The 23,141-nt window shown below is 70.9% G+C and carries 17 protein-coding genes, 1 tRNA gene and 1 pseudogene; 9 read left to right on the forward strand and 10 right to left on the reverse strand.

The features are described from left to right. Positions 1-155: 155 nt before the first annotated feature. Positions 156-1,100, forward strand: a complete 945-nt coding sequence (locus AZE13_RS16905; protein WP_066931854.1) for a LysR family transcriptional regulator — start codon at positions 156-158, stop codon at positions 1,098-1,100. A gap of 111 nt (positions 1,101-1,211) precedes the next feature. Then, positions 1,212-2,357 carry an allantoicase gene (gene alc / locus AZE13_RS16910; RefSeq protein WP_066931856.1) on the forward strand — a complete coding sequence of 382 codons (1,146 nt, stop codon included), beginning with the start codon at positions 1,212-1,214 and terminating at the stop codon, positions 2,355-2,357. A gap of 83 nt (positions 2,358-2,440) precedes the next feature. Here the strand turns inward: alc and pepN (AZE13_RS16915) are convergent, their stop codons facing one another. Beyond that, positions 2,441-5,008 carry an aminopeptidase N gene (pepN, locus tag AZE13_RS16915; protein ID WP_066931858.1) on the reverse strand — a complete coding sequence of 856 codons (2,568 nt, stop codon included), beginning with the start codon at positions 5,006-5,008 and terminating at the stop codon, positions 2,441-2,443. 267 nt (positions 5,009-5,275) lie between these two features. On the opposite strand from pepN (AZE13_RS16915), the pseudogene AZE13_RS35675 reads away from it, so the two are divergent. After that, positions 5,276-5,395: pseudogene (locus tag AZE13_RS35675) on the forward strand (DUF1203 domain-containing protein); the annotation flags it as partial. A 79-nt stretch (positions 5,396-5,474) separates the two neighbouring features. Here AZE13_RS35675 and AZE13_RS16920 read toward each other — a convergent pair. The 3 genes from AZE13_RS16920 to pepN (AZE13_RS16930) all read right to left on the reverse strand — a co-directional run bounded on the left by AZE13_RS16920 (position 5,475) and on the right by pepN (AZE13_RS16930) (position 10,498). Continuing rightward, positions 5,475-6,506, reverse strand: a complete 1,032-nt coding sequence (locus AZE13_RS16920; protein ID WP_066931860.1) for an aspartate-semialdehyde dehydrogenase — start codon at positions 6,504-6,506, stop codon at positions 5,475-5,477. Positions 6,507-6,747: 241 nt separating this feature from the next. Then, the gene (locus AZE13_RS16925; RefSeq protein WP_066931862.1) at positions 6,748-7,770 is read right to left on the reverse strand and encodes a hypothetical protein; all 1,023 of its coding nucleotides are present in this window, start codon (positions 7,768-7,770) and stop codon (positions 6,748-6,750) included. Positions 7,771-7,894: 124 nt separating this feature from the next. Continuing rightward, a complete protein-coding gene (gene pepN, locus AZE13_RS16930) occupies positions 7,895-10,498 on the reverse strand; it encodes an aminopeptidase N (protein ID WP_066931864.1) in 2,604 nt (867 codons plus the stop codon). 134 nt (positions 10,499-10,632) lie between these two features. Here pepN (AZE13_RS16930) and AZE13_RS16935 point away from each other — a divergent pair, with 134 nt between their 5' ends. Beyond that, positions 10,633-11,277, forward strand: coding sequence for a DsbA family protein (locus tag AZE13_RS16935; RefSeq protein ID WP_066931866.1), 645 nt, complete (start codon positions 10,633-10,635; stop codon positions 11,275-11,277). A 139-nt stretch (positions 11,278-11,416) separates the two neighbouring features. Here AZE13_RS16935 and AZE13_RS16940 read toward each other — a convergent pair whose 3' ends face one another. The 3 genes from AZE13_RS16940 to AZE13_RS16950 form a co-directional block, all read right to left on the reverse strand. Next, entirely contained in the window at positions 11,417-12,058 is a 642-nt protein-coding gene (locus AZE13_RS16940) for a superoxide dismutase (protein ID WP_066931868.1), read from the reverse strand. 197 nt (positions 12,059-12,255) lie between these two features. Continuing rightward, a complete protein-coding gene (locus tag AZE13_RS16945) occupies positions 12,256-13,716 on the reverse strand; it encodes an amino acid permease (RefSeq protein WP_066931870.1) in 1,461 nt (486 codons plus the stop codon). 275 nt (positions 13,717-13,991) lie between these two features. Continuing rightward, on the reverse strand, positions 13,992-15,416 hold the full coding sequence (locus tag AZE13_RS16950) for an amino acid permease (protein ID WP_066931872.1): 1,425 nt from the start codon (positions 15,414-15,416) through the stop codon (positions 13,992-13,994). Between the two features lie 341 nt (positions 15,417-15,757). On the opposite strand from AZE13_RS16950, the gene AZE13_RS16955 reads away from it, so the two are divergent. Then, a complete protein-coding gene (locus AZE13_RS16955; protein WP_066931874.1) occupies positions 15,758-16,354 on the forward strand; it encodes a biotin transporter BioY in 597 nt (198 codons plus the stop codon). A 70-nt stretch (positions 16,355-16,424) separates the two neighbouring features. On the opposite strand, the gene AZE13_RS16960 is transcribed toward AZE13_RS16955, so the two are convergent. Then, on the reverse strand, positions 16,425-17,885 hold the full coding sequence (locus AZE13_RS16960; RefSeq protein ID WP_107288366.1) for an amino acid permease: 1,461 nt from the start codon (positions 17,883-17,885) through the stop codon (positions 16,425-16,427). 245 nt (positions 17,886-18,130) lie between these two features. Here AZE13_RS16960 and AZE13_RS16965 point away from each other — a divergent pair, with 245 nt between their 5' ends. The 3 genes from AZE13_RS16965 to AZE13_RS16975 all read left to right on the forward strand — a co-directional run bounded on the left by AZE13_RS16965 (position 18,131) and on the right by AZE13_RS16975 (position 20,910). Continuing rightward, complete coding sequence (locus tag AZE13_RS16965) at positions 18,131-18,616, forward strand: ribose-5-phosphate isomerase (protein WP_066931876.1); 486 nt, start codon at positions 18,131-18,133, stop codon at positions 18,614-18,616. Positions 18,617-18,722: 106 nt separating this feature from the next. Beyond that, complete coding sequence (locus tag AZE13_RS16970) at positions 18,723-19,544, forward strand: Fpg/Nei family DNA glycosylase (protein WP_066931878.1); 822 nt, start codon at positions 18,723-18,725, stop codon at positions 19,542-19,544. Positions 19,545-19,764: 220 nt separating this feature from the next. Then, complete coding sequence (locus AZE13_RS16975) at positions 19,765-20,910, forward strand: PP2C family protein-serine/threonine phosphatase (RefSeq protein ID WP_066931880.1); 1,146 nt, start codon at positions 19,765-19,767, stop codon at positions 20,908-20,910. 22 nt (positions 20,911-20,932) lie between these two features. Here the strand turns inward: AZE13_RS16975 and AZE13_RS16980 are convergent, their stop codons facing one another. Next, entirely contained in the window at positions 20,933-22,105 is a 1,173-nt protein-coding gene (locus AZE13_RS16980) for an acyltransferase family protein (RefSeq protein ID WP_066931882.1), read from the reverse strand. A gap of 320 nt (positions 22,106-22,425) precedes the next feature. On the opposite strand from AZE13_RS16980, the gene AZE13_RS16985 reads away from it, so the two are divergent. Beyond that, positions 22,426-22,620 carry a hypothetical protein gene (locus AZE13_RS16985; protein ID WP_066931884.1) on the forward strand — a complete coding sequence of 65 codons (195 nt, stop codon included), beginning with the start codon at positions 22,426-22,428 and terminating at the stop codon, positions 22,618-22,620. 263 nt (positions 22,621-22,883) lie between these two features. On the opposite strand, the gene AZE13_RS16990 is transcribed toward AZE13_RS16985, so the two are convergent. Next, positions 22,884-22,954: transfer RNA gene (locus AZE13_RS16990), tRNA-Gly, on the reverse strand. Positions 22,955-23,141: the final 187 nt, after the last annotated feature.

Consider the following 23,141-nt stretch of genomic DNA (forward strand, 5'->3'; position numbering starts at 1 on the left):
CGCACCCGCGACGTACAGCCCCGCGCAGCGGCAACAGCCCGCCGCAGGCGCCACGGCGGGAAACGCCAAAAACATGCGGGGCGCCGCGACGGGCGCAACGGCGAAACGGCAGGTACGGCGGGAAAGCCGACAACGTGGGAAGGCAGCCAAACGCAGTGGACCGGTGGGATGTGAAAAAGCTGCGCATCCTGCGCACCCTCCAAGAGCGCGGCACGGTCACCGCGACCGCCGAGGCGTTGCACATGACGCCCTCGGCGGTTTCGCAGCAGCTGACCGGGCTGGCCAAGTCGCTGGGGGTGACGCTCCTGGAGGCCCATGGCCGGCGGGTGCGGCTGACCGGCGCCGCGGAGCTGGTGCTGCGGCATGCCGAGGAGGTCTTCGCGCAGCTGGAGCGCGCGGACGCGGAGCTGCTCGGCTATCTCCAGGGCGAGGCGGGTCAGGTGCAGGTCGGCGCGTTCGCCACCGCCATCCCCGCGCTGGTGGTCCCCGCCGTACAGGAGCTGCGCCGTACGCATCCGGGGCTTACGGTCACCGTACGGGAGGCCGAGGCGGAGGCCGCCTACGAGCTGCTGGCCGAGGGCAGCGTCGATCTGGCGCTGTCGCTGGCCGCGCACGCGCCCACGCCGCGAGACCCCAAGTTCAGCCGGGTCGTGCTGCTCGCCGATCCGATGGACGTGGCGCTGCCGGCCGGCCATCCGCTGGCCGCTGAACCCGAGCTGCGGCTCGACGACCTGGCGAACGAGCCCTGGATCTTCGGCAGCAGCGGTCCCTGGGCGCAGATCACCACTGCTGCCTGCGAGGACGCCGGGTTCGTGCCGGAGCGGGCCCATGCCGCCGCCGACTGGAGTGCGATCTGGGCGATGGTCGCGGCGGGGATGGGGGTGGCGCTGGTGCCCCGGATGGCGATGCGCGGTGCGCGTAGCGGCTCCGGGGTCGCGCTGCGGGTCCTCTCCGGTGACCGGCCGCGCCGCCATGTGATCGCCGCCGCTCGGCGTGGTTCCGAAGGGGCGCCCGGGCTCGCCCGGGTCCTGGAAGCGCTCTGTCAGGCGGCCGTCGCGCAGAATCCCGATGATGTCCCGCTGCACTTCAGGCGACCGTAGCAACCGTTCAGTTCTGCTGAAGATATTCCTCAAGAACTTTCGATGGACCTGTGAGGTGGCCCACTGCGACTGTGGGGTTGTCCGCAACGGCCGACTCCACGAAGGACAACGATGACCACCCCTCCTGTCGCCGACCCGCATGCCAACGACGCAGCTCCGTACGCCGGCGGAGACCCGTACGCCGACTACCGGGGCGGGGACTTCCCCTTCAGCTCGCTCGTCGATCTCGCCGACCGCCGCCTCGGCGCCGGAGTGATTGCGGCGAACGACGAGTTCTTCGCCGAGCGCGAGAACCTGCTGACGCCGGGCCCGGCGGTCTTCGACCCCGAGCGCTTCGGCCACAAAGGGAAGATCATGGACGGCTGGGAGACCCGGCGTCGCCGTGGTGCCGACGCCGACCATCCCTTCCCGTCCGATGACGAGCACGACTGGGCGCTGATCCGCCTCGCCGCCCCGGGCGTGATCCGCGGCGTCATCGTCGACACCGCCCACTTCCGCGGCAACTATCCGCAACAGGTCACCGTCGAGGCGACCTCGCTGCCCGGCAGCCCCGGTCCCGAGGAGCTCCTCGCCGCCGACGTGCGGTGGGAGGAGCTGGTCCCGCGCACTCCCGTCCGCGGACACGCCGCCAATGGCTTCGAGGTCACCGTCGAGCGCCGCTTCACCCACCTCCGCCTCAAGCAGCACCCCGACGGGGGCATAGCCCGCCTCCGGGTCCACGGCGAGGTCGTACCGGACCCGGCGTGGCTCGAGGCGCTCGGCACCCTCGACCTGGCCTCCGTGCTGCACGGTGGCACCGTCGAGGACGCCTCGGACCGCTTCTACTCCTCGCCCGCCCAGCTCATCCGGCCCGACCTGTCCCGCAAGATGGACGATGGCTGGGAGAACCGCCGCCGCCGGGTCCGGGGCACCCACGACTGGGTGCGCTTCCGCCTCGCCGCACAGGGCGAGATACGCGCGGTGGAGATCGACACGGCCTACCTCAAGGGAAACTCCGCGGGCTGGGCGGCGCTTCACGGATGCGACGCGGAGGCCGCCGACCCGGCGGACGAGTCGGCCTGGTCCGAGATACTGCCGCGCACCAAGCTGCAGCCCGACACCCCGCACCGCTTCGTACTGCCGCGCCGGGTCACCGCCACGCATCTACGGCTGGACGTCTTCCCGGACGGCGGCCTCGCCCGTATACGGCTGCACGGCGACCTCACCGAGGCCGGCCGCGCCGCACTGGTCCGCCGCTTCACCGAACTCGGCGGCTGATCCCCACCGCGTACCGCCGCTGGGCCCCGCGGGAGGGGGCGGGGCCCAGCGACAGCAGCGGCTTACCGCGCCGCGTCCGCCGGTTACGCCGCCGCGTCCGCGGCCTGGGCGCGCAGTGCCCGCTCGATGCCGGCCCGCGACTCGGTCACCAGGCGCCGCAGCGCGGCGTTCGGCTCGGCCGAGGCGAGCCAGGCGTCAGTGGCGTCCAGGGTCTCCTGGAAGACCTGCAGCGACGGGTAGAGGCCCACCGCGATCTGCTGGGCCATCTCATGGCTGCGGGAGCCCCAGATGCTCTTCACCACGTCGAAGTACTGCGCGGTGTACGGCGCCAGCAGCTCGCGCTGGTCGGTCTGTACGAAGCCGGCGATGACGGCCTCCTGCACCGCGTTGGGGAGGGTGTCGGACTCCACGGCGGAGGCCCAGGCCGCCGCCTTCGCCTCCGCCGTCGGGCGCGCCGCCCGCGCGGTGGCCGCGTGCCGCTCACCCGCGGAGGTCTTGTCCCGCTCCAGCTCCGCCGCGATGGCCGTTTCGTCCGCCCGGCCGGTGGCGGCCAGCCGCTCCAGCAGCGACCAGCGCAGCTCGGTGTCCACGACCAGCCCGTCGATCTCTTGCGTACCGTCCAACAGGCCCTGAAGGAGGTCCAGTTGTCCATCCGTACGGGCCGATGCGGCGAACGCCCTGGCCCACGCCAGCTGGTGATCGCTGCCCGGCTCCGCCGCCCGCAGGTGCGTGAGCGCCGCCTCCGTCCAGGTGGCCAGACCCGTCTCGCGCCACTCCGGTGCCGCGTACAGATCCAGCGCCAGCTTCACCTGGCGGTGCAGCGACTGGACGACGCCGATGTCCGACTCCTTGCCGATACCGGACAGCACCAGCGACAGGTAGTCGCGGGTGGCCAGTTCGGCGTCCCGGGTCATGTCCCAGGCCGACGCCCAGCACAGGGCACGCGGCAGGGACTCGGTGAAGTCGCCCAGGTGCTCGGTGACGGTCTTCAGCGACTCCCCGTCGAGGCGCACCTTCGCATACGACAGGTCGTCGTCGTTGAGGAGGATGACGGCCGGCCGGGCCTTGCCCACCAGCTGCGGTACGGCGGTCAGCTCGCCGTCCACGTCCAGCTCGATCCGGTCGGTGCGCACCAGCTTGCCCGCGTCGTCGAGTGCGTACGCGCCGATCGCGATCCGGTGCGGCCGCAGCACGGGAGTGCCCTGGGCGCCGGCCGGCAGCGCCGGGGCCTCCTGCCGGACCGCGAACGAGGTGATCTCACCGTCCGCGCCCACCTCGATCTCCGGCCGCAGGATGTTGATACCGGCCGTCTCCAGCCACTTCTTCGACCAGGTCTTCAGGTCCCGGCCGGAGGTCTCCTCCAGTGCGCCGAGCAGGTCCGACAGCCGGGTGTTCCCGTAGGCGTGCGCCTTGAAATAGGCCTGGACGCCCTTGAAGAACTCCTCCATGCCGACGTAAGCGACCAGCTGCTTGAGGACGCTGGCGCCCTTGGCGTAGGTGATGCCGTCGAAGTTGACCAGCACATCGTCCAGGTCGCGGATCTCCGCCATGATCGGGTGGGTGGAGGGCAGCTGGTCCTGCCGGTACGCCCAGGTCTTCATGGAGTTGGCGAAGGTGGTCCACGAGTGCGGCCACTTGCTGTCCGGGGCGTACGCCTGGCAGGCGATGGACGTGTACGTGGCGAACGACTCGTTCAGCCACAGGTCGTTCCACCACTCCATCGTGACCAGGTCGCCGAACCACATGTGTGCCAGCTCGTGGAGGATCGTCTCCGCGCGCACCTCGTACGCCGCGTCCGTCACCTTCGACCGGAACACGTACTGGTCGCGGATGGTGACCGCGCCCGCGTTCTCCATCGCACCGGCGTTGAACTCCGGCACGAAGAGCTGGTCGTACTTCGCGAACGGGTAGTCGTAGTCGAACTTCTCCTGGAACCAGTCGAAGCCCTGCCGGGTGACCTCGAAGATCGCGTCCGCGTCCAGGTGCTCGGCCAGCGACGGCCGGCAGTAGATCCCCAGCGGCACCGACCGCCCGTCCTTCTCGTACGAGCTGTGCACGCTGTGGTACGGGCCCACGATCAGTGCGGTGATGTACGTCGAGATGCGCGGCGTCGGCTCGAAGACCCAGGTGTTGTCCCGGGGCTCCGGCGTCGGGGAGTTGGAGATCACCGTCCAGCCCTCCGGGGCCTTCACGGTGAACTGGAACGTCGCCTTCAGGTCCGGCTGCTCGAAGGACGCGAACACCCGCCGGGCGTCCGGCACCTCGAACTGCGTGTAGAGATACGCCTGTTGGTCCACGGGATCGACGAACCGGTGCAGGCCCTCACCGGTGTTCGTGTACGCGCAGTCCGCGACGACCCGCAGCTCGTTACGGCCGGCCCGCAGCCCCCGCAGCGCGATCCGCGAATCCTCGAACACCTCGCCCGGCTCCAGCGCCTCGCCGTTGAGCACGACCTCGTGCACCGCCGGCGCCACCAGGTCGATGAACGAGTCCGCCCCCGCCTCGGCGACGTCGAACCGCACCGTCGTCACCGACCGGTACGTCCCGCCCTCCTGCGCGCCGGAGAGGTCGAGATCGATCTCGTACGCGTCCACGGTCAGCAGCCGCGCCCGCTGCTGCGCCTCGTCGCGGGTCAGATTCGTGCCAGGCACCCGTTCATCTCCTTCGCGTTGGTCATCGCACCGGATGTCCGGGCCATCCTTCCATGGCGCGGGTTCACCCGATCGTGGGCGGTGCCGGCTGCCGGGATACGGAGGGCGCCGCCGTCCGACCACAGGGGACGGCGTCGTCTTTGCGCCGGCAATCCGTCGGCCCGACGACCACGCTGGACGCATGGTCACATACCTCCCTCGCCCCATCCCCGCCGCCACCGCCGAGGAACTCCGCACCGCCGACGACGCCGGCCGCCCCGCCGAGTGGATGCCAGGGCTGGTTTCCACGCGGCCTTCGACGAGGCGTTCGCCGACTCCGACGTGGCTCTGGTGCACGTACCTGCCCTGGAGTACGGCTGCTTCCACTTCGAGGTGCGCAGGGGCTGAGCGGCCCGGGGACGGCAGAGCGGGGCGGGCCGGTACGTACCCGGCCCGCCCCGCTCCGTGGGTCAGCGCTCCGTGCGGATCAGCCGCGCAGCTCCGCGGCGACCAGCTCCGCGATCTGGACGGCGTTCAGCGCCGCGCCCTTGCGGAGGTTGTCGTTGGAGACGAACAGCGCCAGCCCGTTCTCGACGGTCTCGTCCGCGCGGATGCGCCCCACGAAGGACGCGTCCTGCCCGGCGGCCTGGAGCGGAGTGGGGACGTCGGAGAGGGTGACGCCGGGGGCGGCGGCCAGCAGCTCCTGGGCCCGGGCGGCGCTGATCGGACGCGCGAAGCGGGCGTTGACCTGGAGGGAGTGGCCGGTGAAGACCGGGACGCGGACGCAGGTGCCGGACACCTTCAGCTCCGGGATCTCCAGGATCTTGCGGCTCTCGTTGCGGAGCTTCTGCTCCTCGTCGGTTTCGCCCAGACCGTCGTCCACGATCGAGCCGGCCATCGGCAGGACGTTGAAGGCGATCGGACGGACGTACTTGTCCGGGGCCGGGAGTTCCACCGCCGACCCGTCGTGCGTCAGCTTGGTGGCGTCCTGCTCGACGGCCTTGCGGACCTGGCCGTCCAGCTCCGCCACACCGCCCAGGCCGCTGCCGGAGACCGCCTGGTAGGTGGAGACGACCAGCGAGACCAGACCGGCCTCGTCGTGCAGCGGGCGCAGCACCGGCATCGCGGCCATGGTCGTGCAGTTCGGGTTGGCGATGATGCCCTTGGGGCGGTTCGCGATGGCGTGCGGGTTGACCTCGGAGACGACCAGCGGGACCTCGGGGTCACGGCGCCAGGCCGAGGAGTTGTCGATCACCACGGGGCCCGCTTCGGCGACCTTCTCCGCCAGTGCCCTGGACGTCGCGCCGCCGGCCGAGAAGAGGACGATGTCCAGCCCGGAGTAGTCGGCGGTGGCCGCGTCCTCGACGGTGATCTCGGTGTCCCCCCACGGCAGGGTGCGTCCGGCGGACCGGGCCGAAGCGAACAGTCGCAGCTGCTCGACCGGGAAGTTCCGCTCGGCGAGAATGCCCCGCATCACGCCGCCGACCTGTCCGGTGGCTCCGACGATTCCGACCCTCATGGGACTCCTTCTTTCTGGCCTGACAGAGATGCCTGCTCGGAACACCTGCTCAGTAGTGCCTCCATCATGTGTGTGACACCCGTCGCGTTGTCCAATCCATTCCAGTCTGTGGAGCATGGGCGACATAAGGGGCGACGGAGGGTGTTCGTCGCGTTGCGTCAGGTGAGGAAGGGTTGCGGGGGGGGGAGAGGCGTGTGATGCGTGGTGCGCGGCGCCTGCCTGAGGTCTCTCATATGCGGTGTCAGCGGGGCAGGGCCACCACGTAGGCCGTGGGCCGGCGGTCGGGGGCTGCCATGAGGGCCGTGCGGACCACGGCGGCCTGCTGCTCGGGGGCCTCGCGCAGAGTGCGGGGCAGGCAGCGGACGACGGCGATGCCGAGCCGCTCCAGGTGTTCGCGCTTGTGGTCGAAGGCCGAGTGCGGCGGGTCCTCCTCGGGGCGGGGGGCCCGGGTGTCGATCTCCAGGGCCACCCCGTGCTCCGGCCAGAAGGCGTCCACCCCGCCCAGGTGCGGCCCGCCCGGCAGCCGCAGCTCGACGTTCCACAGCGGGTCGGGCAGGTCGTGTGCGCGCACCATCGCGTACAGCCGCTGCTCGGCCAGCGCCCGGCCCTCGGCGAGCAGGGTGTCGACCGCGTCGACCACATGCGGCCGGCTCAGCAGTCGCGCCCGGCTCAGCTCGCGGACCACCGCGGGCGCCTCGCAGTGCCCGTCGCGGACCGACTCGGTCAGCAGCCGGCGCACCGCCGCCGCGTCACCGAGCCCGGCGACCGCGTCCGCCAGCGCGCGCGGCACCGGAGCCGTCGGCACCCCGGTGACCTCCCGCGCCACCGGCAGCTCCGCCGCCCGGACGACCCGGGCGAAGCCGGTCGAGCGCAGCCGCCGGGTGCGGGCGACCAGCACCTCGATCCGCTCCAGGGCGAGCAGCGGGGGAGACTCGGAGAAGCCGTGCAGGGTGAGCGCGGCCAGGCCGGTGATCATCGCCTGCGGGGTGTCGCCGGACGGGTCCGGCTGCCGGGGCACCCCCGGTCCCCGGTGGGCGGCGTACAGCAGCACCGCGTGCAGCCGCTCCTCGCTGGTGGGCGGCCCGGGGTGGAGCAGGTACACACCGGGGAGCAGCTGCTGCCAGCCGCCGCCGGGGCGGCAGCGCTCGGTGAGCTCCGCCGCCGGGACGCCGTGCTGCCGCAGCTGGCGCGCCGTCAATACCCGGCAGCGGAGGGCGGAGAGGAGGTGCAGGGGGAGGGGGGAGAGCGGGGTTTCGTGGTTCATGACCGGTCGATTCCCGTGCCCGTTCCGCCCCCTAACCGCTGTTACACGCCCGTACCGCAACCTGGACAATCCCGCGCTAAAGTACGGGCGTTCGACTGCCGAGAAGGGCTGGTCGGGGCGGGGGTTACGGCCGCGGACCGGCCGTCTCGTCACAAGCCTGTGCGCGCAGCGCCCGGGCCAGATCGTCCCGCTCCTCCAGCACCAGCCGGCGCAGCGCGGGGGCCGCCTGCGCGTGCTCGGCCAGCCAGGCGTCCGCGGCGTCCAGCGTCGACCGCTCCACCAGCCACGACGGGAACAGCCCGCGCACCACGGACATCGCGATCTCGATGGACCGCTCCTGCCAGATCCGCTCGATCGCCGCGAAGTAGCGCGGCGCGTACGGCGCCAGCAGCTCCCGCTGCCCGGGCTGCGCGAACCCGGCGATGGTCGCCTCCACCAGGGCGTTGGAGAGCGCGTCGGACTCCACCACGTCCGCCCACGCCCGCGCCTTGACCTCGGCCGACGGGCGGGCCGCCAGACAGCGCACCTGATAGCGCTTGCCGGACGCGGTGTCGTCCCTGGCCAGCTCCGCGGCGATCGCCGCCTCGTCCGCGAGCCCGTGCGCGGCCAGCGGCTCGAGGAACGTCCAGCGCAGCTCCTGGTCCACCTCCAGGCCGTCGATCTTCGCCGTACCGTCCAGCAGCCCCTTGAGCAGCTGGAGGGCGGCGGGCGTGGTGCCGATGGCCGCGAAGTGCCGGGCCCAGCTGAGCTGATGGCCGCTGCCGGGCTCGGCCAGCCGCAGCTCGTGCAGCGCGCCCTCGGCCTGCTCATGGGCGGCGGACTCCCGGCGGTCCGGCGCCGCGTAGTGCTCCAGCGCCGTCTGCACCTGGCCGTGCAGCGACTGCAGCACGCCGATGTCGGTCTCCTGGCCGCCGAACCGCCGTACCAGGTCGAGGTAGTCACGGGCCGGCATCAGCCCGTCGCGGGTCAGCCCCCACAGTGCCGCCCAGCACAGTGCCCGCGCCATCGGGTCGGTCAGCTCGCCGAGCCGGGCCCGCAGGGTGGCCAGCGACCCCTCGTCGAACCGGACCTTGCAGTACGTCAGATCCTCGTCGTTGACCAGGATCAGCTCGGGCCGCTCCAGGCCGGCCAGTTCCGGTACCGCGGTCCGCGGACCGGTCACGTCCACCTCGGCGCGGGCGTAGCGCACCAGCGCCGGGGCCCCGCCGCCGGAGAACGCGGTCCGGCTGCGGTAGAGGCCCACCGCGACCCGGTGCGGGCGCAGCTCCGGCTGCTCGGGAGCCGCCTCCTGGAGGATGCTCAGCTCGGTGATCCGCCCGTTGGCGTCATAAGTGGCCTGCGGGGTGAGCGAGTTGACCCCGGCGGTCTCCAGCCAGGCGTGCGACCAGGCCGCCAGGTCCCGCCCGGACGTCTCCTCCAGCACCGCCAGCAGGTCCGCGAGCCGGGTGTTGCCGTACGCGTGCCGCTTGAAGTAGCGCCGGGCGCCCTCCAGGAACGCGTCCTGCCCCACGTACGCCACCAGCTGCTTCAGCACCGACGCGCCCTTGGCGTACGTGATGCCGTCGAAGTTGAGCTTGGCGTCCTCCAGGTCACGGATGTCGGCGGTGACCGGGTGGGTGGAGGGCAGCTGGTCGGCGCGGTAGGCCCAGGCCTTGCGGCGGTTGGCGAAGGTGATCCAGCCGTCGCGGAAGCGGGTCGCCTCCACCAGCGCGAACGAGCCCATGAAGTCCGCGTAGGACTCCTTGAGCCACAGGTCGTCCCACCACTGCATGGTGACCAGGTCGCCGAACCACATGTGTGCCATCTCGTGCAGGATGACGTTGGCCCGGCGCTCGAAGGACGCCTCGGTCACCTTCCCGCGGAAGATGAACTCCTCGCGGAAGGTGACGCAGCCCGGGTTCTCCATCGCGCCGAGGTTGTACTCGGGCACGAAGGCGGTGTCGTACTTCCCGAACGGGTACGGGAAGTCGAAGTGGTCGTGGAAGAAGTCCAGGCCCTGCTTGGTGACGGTGAAGACGTCATCCGCGTCGAAGTGCTTGGCCAGGCCCTTGCGGCAGAGCGCGCCCAGCGGGATCTCCAGCTCCGTGCCGTCCTGGAACGCGCGGCGGTAGCTGTCGGAGACGTAGTGGTACGGGCCGGCGACCACGGCCGTGATGTACGTGGCGATCGGCTGCGTCGTCGCGAACCGGTGCCGGCCTCCTTCCGCGGAGCCCTCCTGGGCGCCGTTGCTCAGTACGACCCAGCCCTCGGGCGCGGTCACCTCGAAGGTGAACGGGGCCTTCAGATCGGGCTGTTCGAAGTTGGCGAAGACCCGGCGGGCGTCGGCCGGCTCGTACTGCGTGTAGAGGTAGACCTCGCCGTCCTCGGGGTCCACGAAGCGGTGCAGACCCTCGCCGGTGCGGCTGTAGGCGCACTGCGCGTCGACGGTGAGGGTGTTCTCGGCGGCCAGGCCGTCCAGCATGATCCGGGTTCCGTCGAAGACCGCCGAGGGGTCCAGTTCGCGCCCGTTGAGGGTGACCGCGGTCACCTGCGGCGCCAGGAGGTCGGCGAAGGTCGAGGCACCGGGCTCGGCGCAGCGGAAGCGGATGGTCGTACGGGACCGGAAGGTCGCCGCGTCCGGTCCCGGCGCGACCGCTGAGCGGACATCCAGCGCCACGTCGTACGCGTCGACGCTGAGCAGTCGGCCCCGCTCACGTGCTTCGTCCCGGGAAAGATTCTCACCTGGCACGACGTGACTCCCTCGTCCTCGTCTCGAATATCGAACAACGGGAATCATGGCACGCCCGGCGCCGGTTGAACCGTCCACGGACCACCGCAGTCCGAGAACCGACCCAGCACCGCTCTCTGGAGGAGACGAGACCCGTGTCCGAAGCGACGAAGACCCCGGCAGACTTCTGGTTCGACCCCCTGTGCCCCTGGGCCTGGCTGACCTCCCGCTGGATGCTGGAGGTGGAGAAGGTCCGGCCGGTGGAGGTGCGCTGGCATGTGATGAGCCTGGCCGTGCTGAACGAGAACAAACTCGACGAGCTGCCCGAGGAGTACCGCGACAACATGCGCCCCGGCGGCAAGGCCTGGGGCCCGGTCCGCGTGGTGACCGCCGCGCGGCAGCTGTACGGCGACGACGTGGTCGGCAGGCTCTACACCGCGCTCGGCACCCGCTTCCACAACGAGGGCCTGGGCGTGAACCGCGAGAGCATCGCCGCCGCCCTCGACGACGCCGGCCTGCCCGCCGACCTCATCGAGTACGCCGGCAAGGACACCTACGACGCGGAGCTGCGCGCCTCCCACAAGGAGGGCATCGACCTGGTCGGCCAGGAGGTCGGCACCCCGGTCATCGCCGTCCCCGGCTCCGACGGCGACCAGATCGCCTTCTTCGGCCCGGTCGTCACCCCCGCGCCCAGGGGCGAGCAGGCCGCCAGGCTCTGGGACGGCACCCTGATGGTTGCCTCCATCCCCGGCTTCTACGAGATCAAGCGGACGCGGACGGCCGCTCCGAGTTTCGACTGACCTTCCCGTGGAACCAACAGGCGAGCCCCCACGAGTCACGTCCTCGTGGGGGCTCGCCGTTCATCCGCCTGCCAGGTGAAGGGTGAGAAGACGATCACGAGGCAGGACGCCCGGGGCGCCGGGTGCTGCTGCTACGCCGTCACGGCGCCAGCAGCAGGTTGTTGGCGCGCTCCTTGGCGGCCGTGTACCGCTTGGCCACGTCCTGCCAGTTCACGACCTGCCACATGGCCTCGATGAAGTCGACCTTCTGGTTCTTGTACTGGAGGTAGAAGGCGTGCTCCCAGGCGTCGAAGACCAGGATCGGGACCGAGCCCTGGCCGACGTTGCCCTGGTGGTCGTAGACCTGCTCGACGATCAGCCGGCCCGTGACGGGCTCGTACGCCAGCACGCCCCAGCCGGAGCCCTGCGTGGTCGCCGCGGCCTTGGAGAGCTGCGCCTTGAACTTCGCGAACGACCCGAAGTGCTCGGCGATGGCGTCGGCCAGCTCGCCCACACCGTCCTGCTCCAGCGGCTCGCCGCCGCCGTCGCCGGTCATGTTGTGCCAGTAGATGCTGTGCAGGATGTGGCCGGAGAGGTGGAACGCGAGGTTCTTCTCCAGGCCGTTGATGTTGCCCCACTGGTCCTTGTCGCGGGCCTCGGCGAGCTGCTCCAGGGTGTCGTTCGCGCCCTTCACGTACGCCGCGTGGTGCTTGTCGTGGTGCAGCTCGATGATCTCGGGGCTGATGACCGGTGCCAGCGCCGCGTAGTCGTAGGGGAGTTCCGGAAGTGTGTAGAGAGCCATGCCGATCCCGCCTCCAAGCTGCGTAAATGCAGTAGTTGCGAACCTGTGTAGTTGCAATCGATGTGCAAGAGCACGCTACCAGCAGAGCTGATCATCAACCGGGGAAGGGGACCCGCCTGGTCCCAAAGACCGAGGCGGGGCGGGACCTCGGAAGGAGGTCCCGCCCCGCCTCGGGGGTGTTCCGTGCCGGCGTGGTGCTACCGCGAAGCCGCCTCCGCTTCCGCGTCCGCCTCCGCGCCCCCGCGCAGCGCCCGCTGCCGCAGCAGCCCGATCACCGCCAGCACCACCCCGAAGCCGCCGGTGAACAGCAGCTGGATGCGCTGGCTCTCGTCCCGCAGCATCAGCAGCAGGACGGCGACGATGCCCGCCAGCGCCACCCAGGTCAGCACCGGGAACGCCCACATCCTGACCACCAGCCGCTCCGGCGCCTCGCGCTCCAGCCGCCGCCGCATCCGCAGCTGGGCCACGGAGATGAAGCCCCACACCACCAGGGTGGCCGCGCCGACCATGTTGAGCAGCCACTGGAAGACCGTCGTCGGCCACCAGATGTTGAACAGCACCGCGAGGAAGCCGAACGAGGAGCACAGGAGCACCGCACGGCGCGGTACCCCGCCGCTCACCTTGGCGAGGAGCCGGGGACCCTGGCCCCGGGACGTCAGCGAGAACGCCATCCGGGACGAGCCGTAGATGTTGGCGTTCATCGCGGACAGCAGGGCCACCAGGATGACGACGTTCATGATCTGGCCGGCCGCCGGGATGTGCAGGTAGTCCAGCACCGCCACGTACGGGCCGCTCTTGGCGATCGAGGCGTCGTTCCACGGGATGACGGTCACGATGATCGCCAGCGAGCCGACGTAGAAGAGGGCGATCCGCCACATCGCGGTACGCACCGCGCGGGCCACGCCGCGGACCGGGTCCTTGGACTCGGCGGCCGCGATGGTCACCGTCTCCAGCCCGCCGTACGCGAACACCGACGCCAGCAGGCCGACCATCAGGCCGTCGACGCCCTTGGGCAGGAAGCCGCCGTCACCGGTGAGGTGCGCGGTGCCCGGTGCGGCGGTGCCGGGGAGCAGACCGAGGATCGCGAGGATGCCCAGGACCAGGAAGAGGGCGATCGCGGCGACCTTGAGGGTGGCGAACCAGAACTCGAACTCACCGAAGTTGCTGACCGACGCCAGGTTCGTACCGGTGAAGACCACCATGAACAGCAGGACCCACATCCAGGTCTCGGTGCCCGGGAACCACTGGGCCATGATGCCCGCGGCGCCCAGCGCCTCGGCGGCCACCGCCACACACAGCAGCGCGGTGTACATCCAGCCCGCGGTGAAACCGGCCCAGGAGCCTATCGAGCGCTCGGCGTGCACCGAGAACGAGCCGGAGGCCGGATTGGCCGCGGACATCTCACCGAGCATCCGCATGATCAGCATGACCAGGGCGCCGGAGACCGCGTAGGCCACCACGATCGAGGGGCCGGCCGCCGCGATGCCCTCGCGCGAGCCGACGAACAGGCCCGCGCCGATCACGCCGCCCAGGGCGATCATCGAGAGGTGCCGCTGCTTGAGGCCGTTGGACAGTGCGGAGCCACTATCGGGGCCGGCGCCCGGAGCGGCGCCGGCCTGCTCGCGCGCGGGTGTGGCGGACGAGGATGTCCGATTCATGTCGTACCTGTCCCAGTAGGTGAGAGCGGAGCAAGGTGGTACTGCGTTCTCCCGGGGCCCCGACCGGTGCGACCCCGCTGCCAGGCCCCGGACCTCTGCCGCGGCAGCGGGTTGCACAGGGGGCTGCCGACGGTGGATCTCCGGGGCTTCGGCAAAGCTGGCTCAGTTTGAGCGTCGATGTTCGGTCAGGGCAACAGGCGTGCAGCGGATGTTCGATATTCAGACGCGATCGTTACCGTACGTGCCTGAACCGTCGTCGATTTTGCGACACCGGGTCAGCGCCGCGTACGAAGACCCCCGCGGCGGTGCCGCAGCTCCCGTACGCCCGCGACGGCCAGCACCGCGCCGGTCGCCCCGGCCGACCACAGCAGCTGGGGCCGGGCCGCGTCATCGAGCAGCATCAGCACGATCACCGCGGCCATCGCCAGCAGCGCCACCCACGTCAGATACGGGAACGCCCACATCCGCAGGGCGAGCTTCCCGGACGCCTCCCGTTCGATCCGCGGACGCAGCCGCAGCTGGGAGACCGCGATCAGACCCCAGACGAACAGCAGCACCGCGCCGACCGCGTTGAGCATGTAGAGGAACACCGAGTCCGGCCACTTCAGGTTCAGCAGCACCGAGACGAACCCGAAGGCCACCGAGGCCAGCACCGCCCGGCGGGGCACCCCGCCGCCCGACACCGTCAGCAGCGCGCGCGGCGCCTCCCCCCGTTCCGCCAGCGAGAAGACCATCCGCGACGAGCCGTAGAGATTGGCGTTCAGCGCCGAGAGCAGCGCCACGAACACCACGATGTTCATGATCTGGCCGGCGCCCGGCACCCCGATGCTGTCCAGCACCGCCACGTACGGGCTCTGCCCCGGCCGCATCGACGACCACGGCAGAAGCGTCACGATGACCAGCATCGAGCCGACGTAGAAGAACAGGATCCGCCACACCGCGCTGCGCACCGCCCGGCCCACCGCCCGCGCCGGATCGTCCGACTCGGCCGCGGCGATGGTGACCACCTCCAGCCCGCCGAAGGCGAACACCACCGCCAGCACACCGGAGACCACCCCGGCCCAGCCGTGCGGCAGCAGCCCGCCCCGCCCGGTGAGGTTCGTCAGCCCGACCGGTTCGGTGTCCGGAAGCACCCCGAAGATCGCCAGCAGGCTCAGCGCGAGGAACAGCACGATCGCGGCGACCTTCAGCGCCGCGAACCAGAACTCGAACTCCCCGAAGTTCTTCACCGCCGCCAGGTTGGCCACCGTGAACACGACCATGAAGATCAGTACCCAGCCCCACTGCGGCACCGCCGGCACCCAGCCGGCCGCGATCCGCGCCGCACCGGTCGCCTCCACGGCGAGCACCACGACCAGCAGGAACCAGTACAGCCAGCCGACGCTGAAACCGGCCCAGCGCCCCAGCGCCCGCTCCGCGTGCACCGAGAACGCCCCGGAGGCCGGCATCGCCGCGGACATCTCACCGAGCATCCGCATGATCAGCATCGCCAGCGCGCCGGCGATCAGATACGACAGCACGATCCCCGGCCCGGCCACCGAGATCCCCGCGCCGGACCCCACGAACAGGCCCGCGCCGATCACGCCGCCCAGGCCCAGCATCGTCAGATGGCGCTGCTTGAGCCCCGCGGACAGCGGCTCCTTCTCACCGGCGCCCTCGCCGAGCGGGGTCGGCCCGACGGCGGTCGGTATGTCGTGCATCGCGCTTGTCACTCTCAGGGAGAAGGGCGGGAGCGGCGCCAGGGGTTTGGGGGAACTCCACAGGTCACCGCAGGGCTCACCCAGTGTCGCCGCACTCCGCGCGCTACCACAAAACCGGCACCATGGAGCGGCCGCCTCCGTGATGAGCATCACGTGACCTGCGCAGACGCCGGTGGTCCGCGCCGGTCCCGGCACGGGGCGGCGGTGCGGCCCCCTCCATCGGAACTCTCCAAACGGGCTGTTACGGCTTTGTCACCGCCACACCGTGATCGCCGTGGGCCCGCTGGACTAACGTCAACGCGTCCCGACCGTCCCGCACCACTCACACCCGCGGAGTCCCGATGAGCACTGCCGCTCTCACCAGCCCTGGCGCTGTCCTCGCCGACCTGCTGCCGGCCGCCACCACCGCCTCCCGCGCCCGCGTCCGCGACGCCGCGCTGGTCGTCGGCGGTGCCGCGCTCACCGGCCTCGCGGCCCAGATCGCCGTCCCGCTGCCCGGCTCCCCGGTCCCGGTGACCGGTCAGACCTTCGCCGCGCTCCTGGTCGGCACCTCGCTCGGCGCGAGCCGCGGGCTGCTCGCCCTCGCGCTGTACGCCCTGGCGGGCATCGCCGGTGTGCCGTGGTTCGCCGGCGGCAGCTCCGGCATCGGCGCCACCCTCGGCTACGTCTTCGGCATGCTGCTCGCCGCCGGCCTGGTCGGCGCGCTGGCCCGCCGCGGCGGCGACCGCGGAGTGCTGCGCACCGCCGCCACCATGGCCGCCGGCACCGCCGTCATCTACGGCGTCGGCGTCCCCTACCTCGCGCTGAGCACGGGGATGTCCCTCGGCCAGGCCGCCGCCGTCGGCCTCGTCCCGTTCCTGATCGGCGACGCCCTCAAGGCGGCCCTGGCCATGGGCGCCCTGCCGACGGCCTGGAAGCTCGCCGGCCGCAAGAGCTGACGGCACGAACGACAGAACGGAAGGGCCCGCACCACGACGGTGCGGGCCCTTCCATGTTGTTGTCCGTCCGTCACTGCCGGCGTATGCGGCGCCGCTCCAGCAGCAGCCCGACCGCCAGCACCACCACGGCCGCGACCACCGACAGCACCATCTGCTTGCGCCCGTTCGGGTCGTAGAACATATAGCCCACGACGAAGACGATCAGCCCGATGGTCGCGTACGTCAGCCACGGGTACAGCCACATCCGCACCGTCAGCCGCTCCGGCGTCTCCCGCTCCAGCGTGCGGCGCATCCGCAGCTGCGAGAAGCAGATGACCAGCCACACGAAGAGCGCCACCGCGCCCGAGGAGTTCAGCAGGAACTGGAAGACGGTGTCCTTCGAGGTGTAGCTGAAGATCGTCGCGATGAAGCCGAAGGCGACCGACGCCCAGATCGCGACCGCCGGCACCCCGCCCTTGTTGACGGTGGCGAACGACTTCGGCGCGTCGCCGCGCTCACCGAGCGAGAACGCCATCCGGGAGGCCGTGTAGAGCCCGGAGTTCAGACAGGACAGCACCGCGGTCAGCACCACGATGTCCATCACCGTGCCCGCGTACGGGATGTCCAGCGACTTCAGCACCGCCACGTACGGGCTCTTGAGCACCTCCTCGTCGTGCCACGGCAGCAGCGTCACGATCACCGCGATCGAGCCGATGTAGAACAGCGCGATCCGCCAGATGACGCTGTTCACGGCCTTGCGGACGGCCTGCACCGGGTTCGGCGACTCGCCCGCCGCCAGGGTCACGATCTCGCTGCCCATGAAGGAGAAGACCACCAGCAGCATTCCGGAGAGGATCGCGCCCGGCCCGTTCGGCAGGAAGCCGCCCTCCCCGGTCAGATTGCTCAGCCCCACCGCGTGGTCACCGGGCGGCAGCCCGAAGATCGCCAGCGCGCCGATCACGAGGAACACCACGATCGCGACGACCTTGACCCCGGCGAACCAGAACTCGAACTCACCGAACGAGCCGACCGAGACCAGATTGGTGCCGGTCAGCACCACCATCACCAGCAGCGCCCAGGCCCACTGCGGGACGGCCGGGACCCAGCCGGTCAGGATCGCGCCGGCCGCGGTCGCCTCGACCGCCAGCACCACCGACCAGAAGAACCAGTACAGCCAGCCGATGGTGAAGCCCGCCCAGCGGCCCAGCGCCCGGTCCGCGTACGCGGAGAACGAGCCCGAGGCGGGGGAGGCCGCGGCCATCTCGCCCAGCATCCGCATCACCAGGACGACCAGCAGCCCGGTCAGCATGTACGAGAGCAGAATGCCCGGCCCGGCTGCCGCGATACCGGCCCCGGAGCCCACGAACAGTCCGGCGCCGATGACACCGCCGATCGCGATCATCGACAGATGGCGGTTCTTCAGACCCGCCTGCAGCCCGTCCGGCGACTGCCCTCCCGCTGGTCCGTGGCCGGGATCGCCGGTCACGGGGGCCGCCGGGGTGGTGAGGGTACCCCTCGCTCCGTGGGAGCTCGGGGGATGGTGCGCACCCATGTGCACCGTCCTTTGTGGTTCGCGGATGGAACTCCCGCATTAGAACTGCGTCAACATGCGGATCGGAAGGGTCCGAATCCGGATCGTTGTGCGAATCACTGGGCGGGTGCCCTCCTGGCATACGTATGGAAGGCGGGGCGTGCGGATCCGTGCACAGAACGTGGGCAGAACGTGGGCAGGACGGGGGCAGGACGGGGGCCGACCCGGCGGCGCCGGTCCGGCGAGTGCCATGTCACACTCATGCCATGCGCGTGTATCTCGGCTCCGACCATGCCGGCTTCGACCTCAAGAACCACCTCGTCGAGTGGCTCAAGGCCCATGGCCACGAGCCCGTCGACTGCGGCCCCCACATCTATGACGCCCAGGACGACTACCCGCCGTTCTGCCTCCGCGCCGCGGAGCGGACCGCGGCCGACCCGGAGAGCCTGGGCATCGTGATCGGCGGCTCCGGCAACGGCGAGCAGATCGCCGCCAACAAGGTCAAGGGCGTACGGGCCGCGCTGGCCTGGAGCGAGGAGACCGCCCGGCTCGGCCGCGAGCACAACAACGCCAACGTCATCTCCGTCGGCGGCCGGATGCACACCCAGGAGGAGGCCACGAAGTTCATCGAGGTCTTCCTCGCCACCCCGTACTCCGGCGAGGAGCGGCACACCCGCCGTATCGAGATGCTCTCCGTGTACGAGACCACCGGCGAACTCCCGGCCATCCCGGCGCACCACCCGCAGGGCTGACCGCCCGCCCCCCCGCCGCAGTCGCCGCCCGCCTCCCCGGTCGCCGGGGAGGGGGCCCCTGCTCCTCGAAGAGCTTGGGTGAGGGCGTACCCACTGGAGAACACCGATGCCCGAGGGCCACACCATCCACCGCCTCGCCGCGGACTACGCCCAGCACTTCCAGGGGCGGACGGTGCGCGTCAGCAGCCCGCAGGGCAAGTTCTCCGACGGGGCCGCCCTCCTCGACCACCAGGTGCTGGCCCACACCGAGGCCCACGGCAAACACCTCTTCCTCGGCTTCGGCCCCGACCGGTGGGTCCACATCCACCTCGGTCTTTTCGGTAAGCTCGGTTTCGGCGGCGCCCCGGCCCCGCCCCCCACCGACACCGTGCGGCTGCGGATCACCGGCCCCACCGCACACGCCGACCTCCGCGGCCCCACCACCTGCGCACTGATCACCGACGCCGAGAAGCAGGCCATACACGACCGGCTCGGCCCCGACCCGCTGCGCCCCCAGGACGACGGCACCCGCGCCTGGCAGCGGATCTCCCGCAGCCGTACCACGATCGCGGCCCTGCTGCTCGACCAGAAGATCATCGCCGGGGTCGGCAACGTCTACCGCGCCGAGGTCCTCTTCCGGCACGGCATCGACCCCTACCTCCCCGGCCGCGACCTCACCCGCGCCGCCTGGGACGCCGTCTGGGCCGACCTGGTGTTCCTGATGGCCGAGGGCGTCCGCCACAACCGCATCGACACCGTACGGCCCGAGCACCTGCCCGAGGCCATGGGCCGCCCGCCCCGGGTCGACGACCACGGCGGCGAGGTCTACGTCTACCGCCGCGCCCAGCAGGACTGCCATATCTGCGGCAGCGAGATCCGCACCGCCGGCCTGGCCGCCCGCAACCTCTTCTGGTGCCCCGGCTGCCAGCCGGCCACCGGCGGACGCTGACCCCGGGCCCGGCCCCGGGCCCGGTCCCGGCGTATCCGTACGCAGATACCACCACTCGCGTACGCCGTTATCACCACTCGCGTACGCCGCTACCGCCACTCGCGTACGCCGTCCCCGCCGCCCGCGCTCCCTCGTGCCGAACGAGGATTCCCGGCAATTGGCCGCTGCGTCGTGCGGCGAATCGACGCACCGCCGAACGGGTGGATAAGGTCCCAGAGCGATGGCAAACGGCCCGGGAACGGAAACCCTGACGGCCCGGGTGCACAAAGGTCTGCACCGGGCCCGCGTCGGCGTGCGCAAGGCCGGGGTCGACTACTTCCGCGGCGAGGGCTCCGACCGGCTCGCGCTGGCCGCCCTGCTGATCGCGATCGCCGTGATCGCCGCGGGCACCCTCTGGCGCCCCGAATGGTTCGCCCCCGCCGCCCTCGTCCTCCCCGTGATCGCCGGCGGTCTGCTGCTGCGCCCGGCCAACCTCCTCGTCCTCTACGGCGCCTCGGCCACCGCCCTGGTCGTCGAATCCGCGCTCTTCGGCCCGTACGAGGACGGGCCCGAACGGATCACCCCGGGCACCGTCCTGGTCGTCGCCGCCGTCGGGTTCTTCGGCCTGCTCATCGCACAGTTCCGCAGCCGCGTCGGGGTGCCCTGGCGGCGCGGCGGCACCATGCTCTTCGACCTGCGGGAACGCATCCGCGTCCAGAGCAAGCTCCCCAGGCTGCCCAAGGGCTGGCACCACGAGATGGCGCTGCGCCCGGCCGGCGGGCAGTCCTTCTCCGGTGACTTCGTCGTCGCCTCCCGCACCCACGGGGGCGACATCCTCGAAGTCGTGCTCACCGATGTCTCCGGCAAGGGCATGGACGCCGCCTCACGGGCCCTGCTGCTGTCCGGCGCCTTCGGCGGCCTGCTCGGCTCCCTCCCGCCGCACGGCTTCCTCCCCGCCGCCAACGGCTACCTCCTGCGCCAGGACTGGGACGAGGGTTTCGCCACCTCCATCCACCTCGTCCTCGACCTGGAATCCGGCGACTACGAACTGTTCTCCGCGGGCCATCTGCCGGCCCTCCAGCTCAGCGCGGGCAGCGGCCGCTGGGAGGAGAAGCCGGGCGAGGGCCCGCTCCTCGGTGTCTACGACGGCGCCCAGTTCGACCCCGTCAAGGGCACCCTGCGCCCCGGCGACGTCCTGATGCTCTTCACCGACGGCCTGGTCGAGGCCGCCGACCGCGATATCGCCGAGGGCATCGACCGGCTCACCGGCGAGGCCGACCGCTATGTCGCCGGCGGCTTCGCCGGCGCCGCCTGGCATCTGATCGAGGCCGTCGCCAAGGACGTCAACGACGACCGGGCCCTCCTCCTCATCTGCCGCGACGCCTGAGCGCGACGCCCGGGAGGACCCCTCAGGCGGCGGTCCGGGCGCGGGCGCGGGCCGCGTCGGCCGGGTCCTCGCGGAAGGCCCAGGCCATCGTCGGCTCCATGGCGAAGCGCAGGGCACGGCGGACGGGCGGGGTGCACAGGCCCGTCACGATCAGCGCGGCGACGAGCGTGACCGTGACCTCACCGACGGGCGTATGCGGCCAGGCGTAGTCGTCGAACCAGCCCCAGAAGCGGGAGCCCTTCGCCAGGAAGCCGTGCAGGAGGTAGCCGTACAGCGTCCCGGCGCCCAGCACCGTGAACCACGTCCGCCGCGTCGGCACCCAGGCGAAGAAGCAGGCCGCGAGCACGAGGGAGCAGCCGAGGAGGGCCACGGTCATCACCGCGCCGATCCACCAGGTGGTGCCCAGTTCCTGCGCGCTGTCGCGGTGGTAGAACCACGCCGAGGCCATCCGCGGCGCCGCCCAGTAGGCCGTCACCAGCGCGGCCGCGAAGACCGGCAACGCGGCGATCCGCACCCACCGCCGCCGCACCAGCGCGAAGTGTTCCGGCCGCAGCGAGAGCCCCAGTACGAAGAACGGGAGGAACTGCAGGACGCGCTGGAGGTCGAGATCGTCGCCGATCTCCGGGCTGACGGACGCGAGCACGGCGATGGCCACGGCGAGCGGAACCGGCCGGCGGACGATCTTCCACAGCGGGGCGGTCAGCCGCCACACGAAGAGCGCCACCAGGAACCACGTCAGGTACCACGGATCGAGCAGGCTGATGGGGTGCCCGGGATCGTCGTCCGCCCAGCGCTTGAAGACGGCGTAGGCCGTCTCGAACAGGACATAGGGGACCGCGATCCCGGTGATCAGCCGCTGCAGCCGGTCCCTGCGCAGGTCGAAGCTGCGCGAGAAGTAGCCGGAGATGATGATGAACGCCGGCATGTGGAAGGCGTAGACGGTCATATAGAGCGCCTTGGCGGTCCGGCTGCCGTCGGTCAGCGGCTCCCATGCGTGTCCCATCGCCACCAGCACGATGGCCAGGTACTTCGCGTTGTCGAAGAAAGCGTGACGGTCGCCGGAACCGGCCGTCGGCGCCGAGGCGGCCGCGTGCGCATCACCGTACGCCCGCGGCGTGGGCTCCGCCGGGCCCGTACCAGGCGCCTCCCGGGGAGGGGGGAGATCACTTTGTGGCGTGGGGGGAGCGGGAAACATCTGAGGCACGATAGTGGCGCCCGGTGAGTGCGTAAAACCGCCTCCGGGCATTCCCTATTTCCTCACCCCCACCGTCCGCTTTAGCGCACTTCATGCACTCAAAAGGGGTTATGCCTCCCGCAGATGACGCGGGCAGAATGCACCTATTGGTGCCCCGCCGGGGCGCCGTGGCCGCCGCGGCCGGAAACGGGCGAAGCGTTGGCCGATGATTCGTCACCGGCCTGCGGTGGGCATGAAGTTGGTGGCACGATGGTGCCGGGGGGTGTGCGCGGCATGCTCCCGGGGCCGGTGAGGCGTTCCGACCGAGGGTGTGATCAGTTGTGGCTCTGTCGCTGTCAGTTGTACTGCTGTTGGGGATCATCCTGGTCGTGTTGATCAGGGGTAAGTCGATCAAGGCGGGCCCCGCGATCGTCGCCATACTGTTCGGCTTCTTCCTGGCCTCCACGGGCATGGCGCCGGCCATCAACAGATTCTTCAACTCGGTGGCGAACACCATCAATCACATCTCGTTCTAGGTGCCTCGCCTCCCGGGCGTCAACCGCCTTCCCGGTGCCGCCTGACGGGCCCGGGCGGGCCGCGCCGGGCGAATGCGTCAACTCCCCTTTCGCAAGGGAAAAGCCGGAGTGGACTTTCGGCGGCGCGATATCCGGTGAACCTTTTCAGTGATAGCCGCGGCGAGCGGAAATGGCGCGCGCGGAAAAGACTCCACGTGCGGAAAAGGCTCAAAGACTCAGGGCCGGACCGTGGAGTTCCACGATCCGGCCCTGAGTCTTTCCGGAGCGGGCGACGGGAATCGAACCCGCGTAGCTAGTTTGGAAGACTAGGGCTCTACCATTGAGCTACGCCCGCAGACGCCGCAGGTCGGGGACCTCGGCACGCAGTGCATCCTAGCGGGTCATCACGGTGTCCCGCACACCCCATCCCGCACGGCTCCCCTATGCCCCGTCTTGTACGCCGTTGCGTGCTCCGCCCACACCGGGCGTTCCGATATCCGGCAGCCGTACCGCCTGCGGCCATGTACCCTACGTGTCGCACC

This window comes from Streptomyces sp. NBRC 110611, from assembly GCF_001590865.1.
Lineage (GTDB): Bacteria > Actinomycetota > Actinomycetes > Streptomycetales > Streptomycetaceae > Streptomyces.

Coding starts and splice junctions, on each gene's coding strand:
- AZE13_RS16940 (WP_066931868.1), bottom strand. CDS start 12,058: ATGGCTCTCTACACACTTCCGGAACTCCCCTACGACTACGCGGCGCTG.
- AZE13_RS16975 (WP_066931880.1), top strand. CDS start 19,765: ATGGCAAACGGCCCGGGAACGGAAACCCTGACGGCCCGGGTGCACAAA.
- AZE13_RS16945 (WP_066931870.1), bottom strand. CDS start 13,716: ATGAATCGGACATCCTCGTCCGCCACACCCGCGCGCGAGCAGGCCGGC.
- AZE13_RS16955 (WP_066931874.1), top strand. CDS start 15,758: ATGAGCACTGCCGCTCTCACCAGCCCTGGCGCTGTCCTCGCCGACCTG.
- AZE13_RS16960 (WP_107288366.1), bottom strand. CDS start 17,885: ATGGGTGCGCACCATCCCCCGAGCTCCCACGGAGCGAGGGGTACCCTC.
- alc (WP_066931856.1), top strand. CDS start 1,212: ATGACCACCCCTCCTGTCGCCGACCCGCATGCCAACGACGCAGCTCCG.
- AZE13_RS16965 (WP_066931876.1), top strand. CDS start 18,131: ATGCGCGTGTATCTCGGCTCCGACCATGCCGGCTTCGACCTCAAGAAC.
- AZE13_RS16980 (WP_066931882.1), bottom strand. CDS start 22,105: ATGTTTCCCGCTCCCCCCACGCCACAAAGTGATCTCCCCCCTCCCCGG.
- AZE13_RS16920 (WP_066931860.1), bottom strand. CDS start 6,506: ATGAGGGTCGGAATCGTCGGAGCCACCGGACAGGTCGGCGGCGTGATG.
- AZE13_RS16925 (WP_066931862.1), bottom strand. CDS start 7,770: ATGAACCACGAAACCCCGCTCTCCCCCCTCCCCCTGCACCTCCTCTCC.
- AZE13_RS16970 (WP_066931878.1), top strand. CDS start 18,723: ATGCCCGAGGGCCACACCATCCACCGCCTCGCCGCGGACTACGCCCAG.
- AZE13_RS16950 (WP_066931872.1), bottom strand. CDS start 15,416: ATGCACGACATACCGACCGCCGTCGGGCCGACCCCGCTCGGCGAGGGC.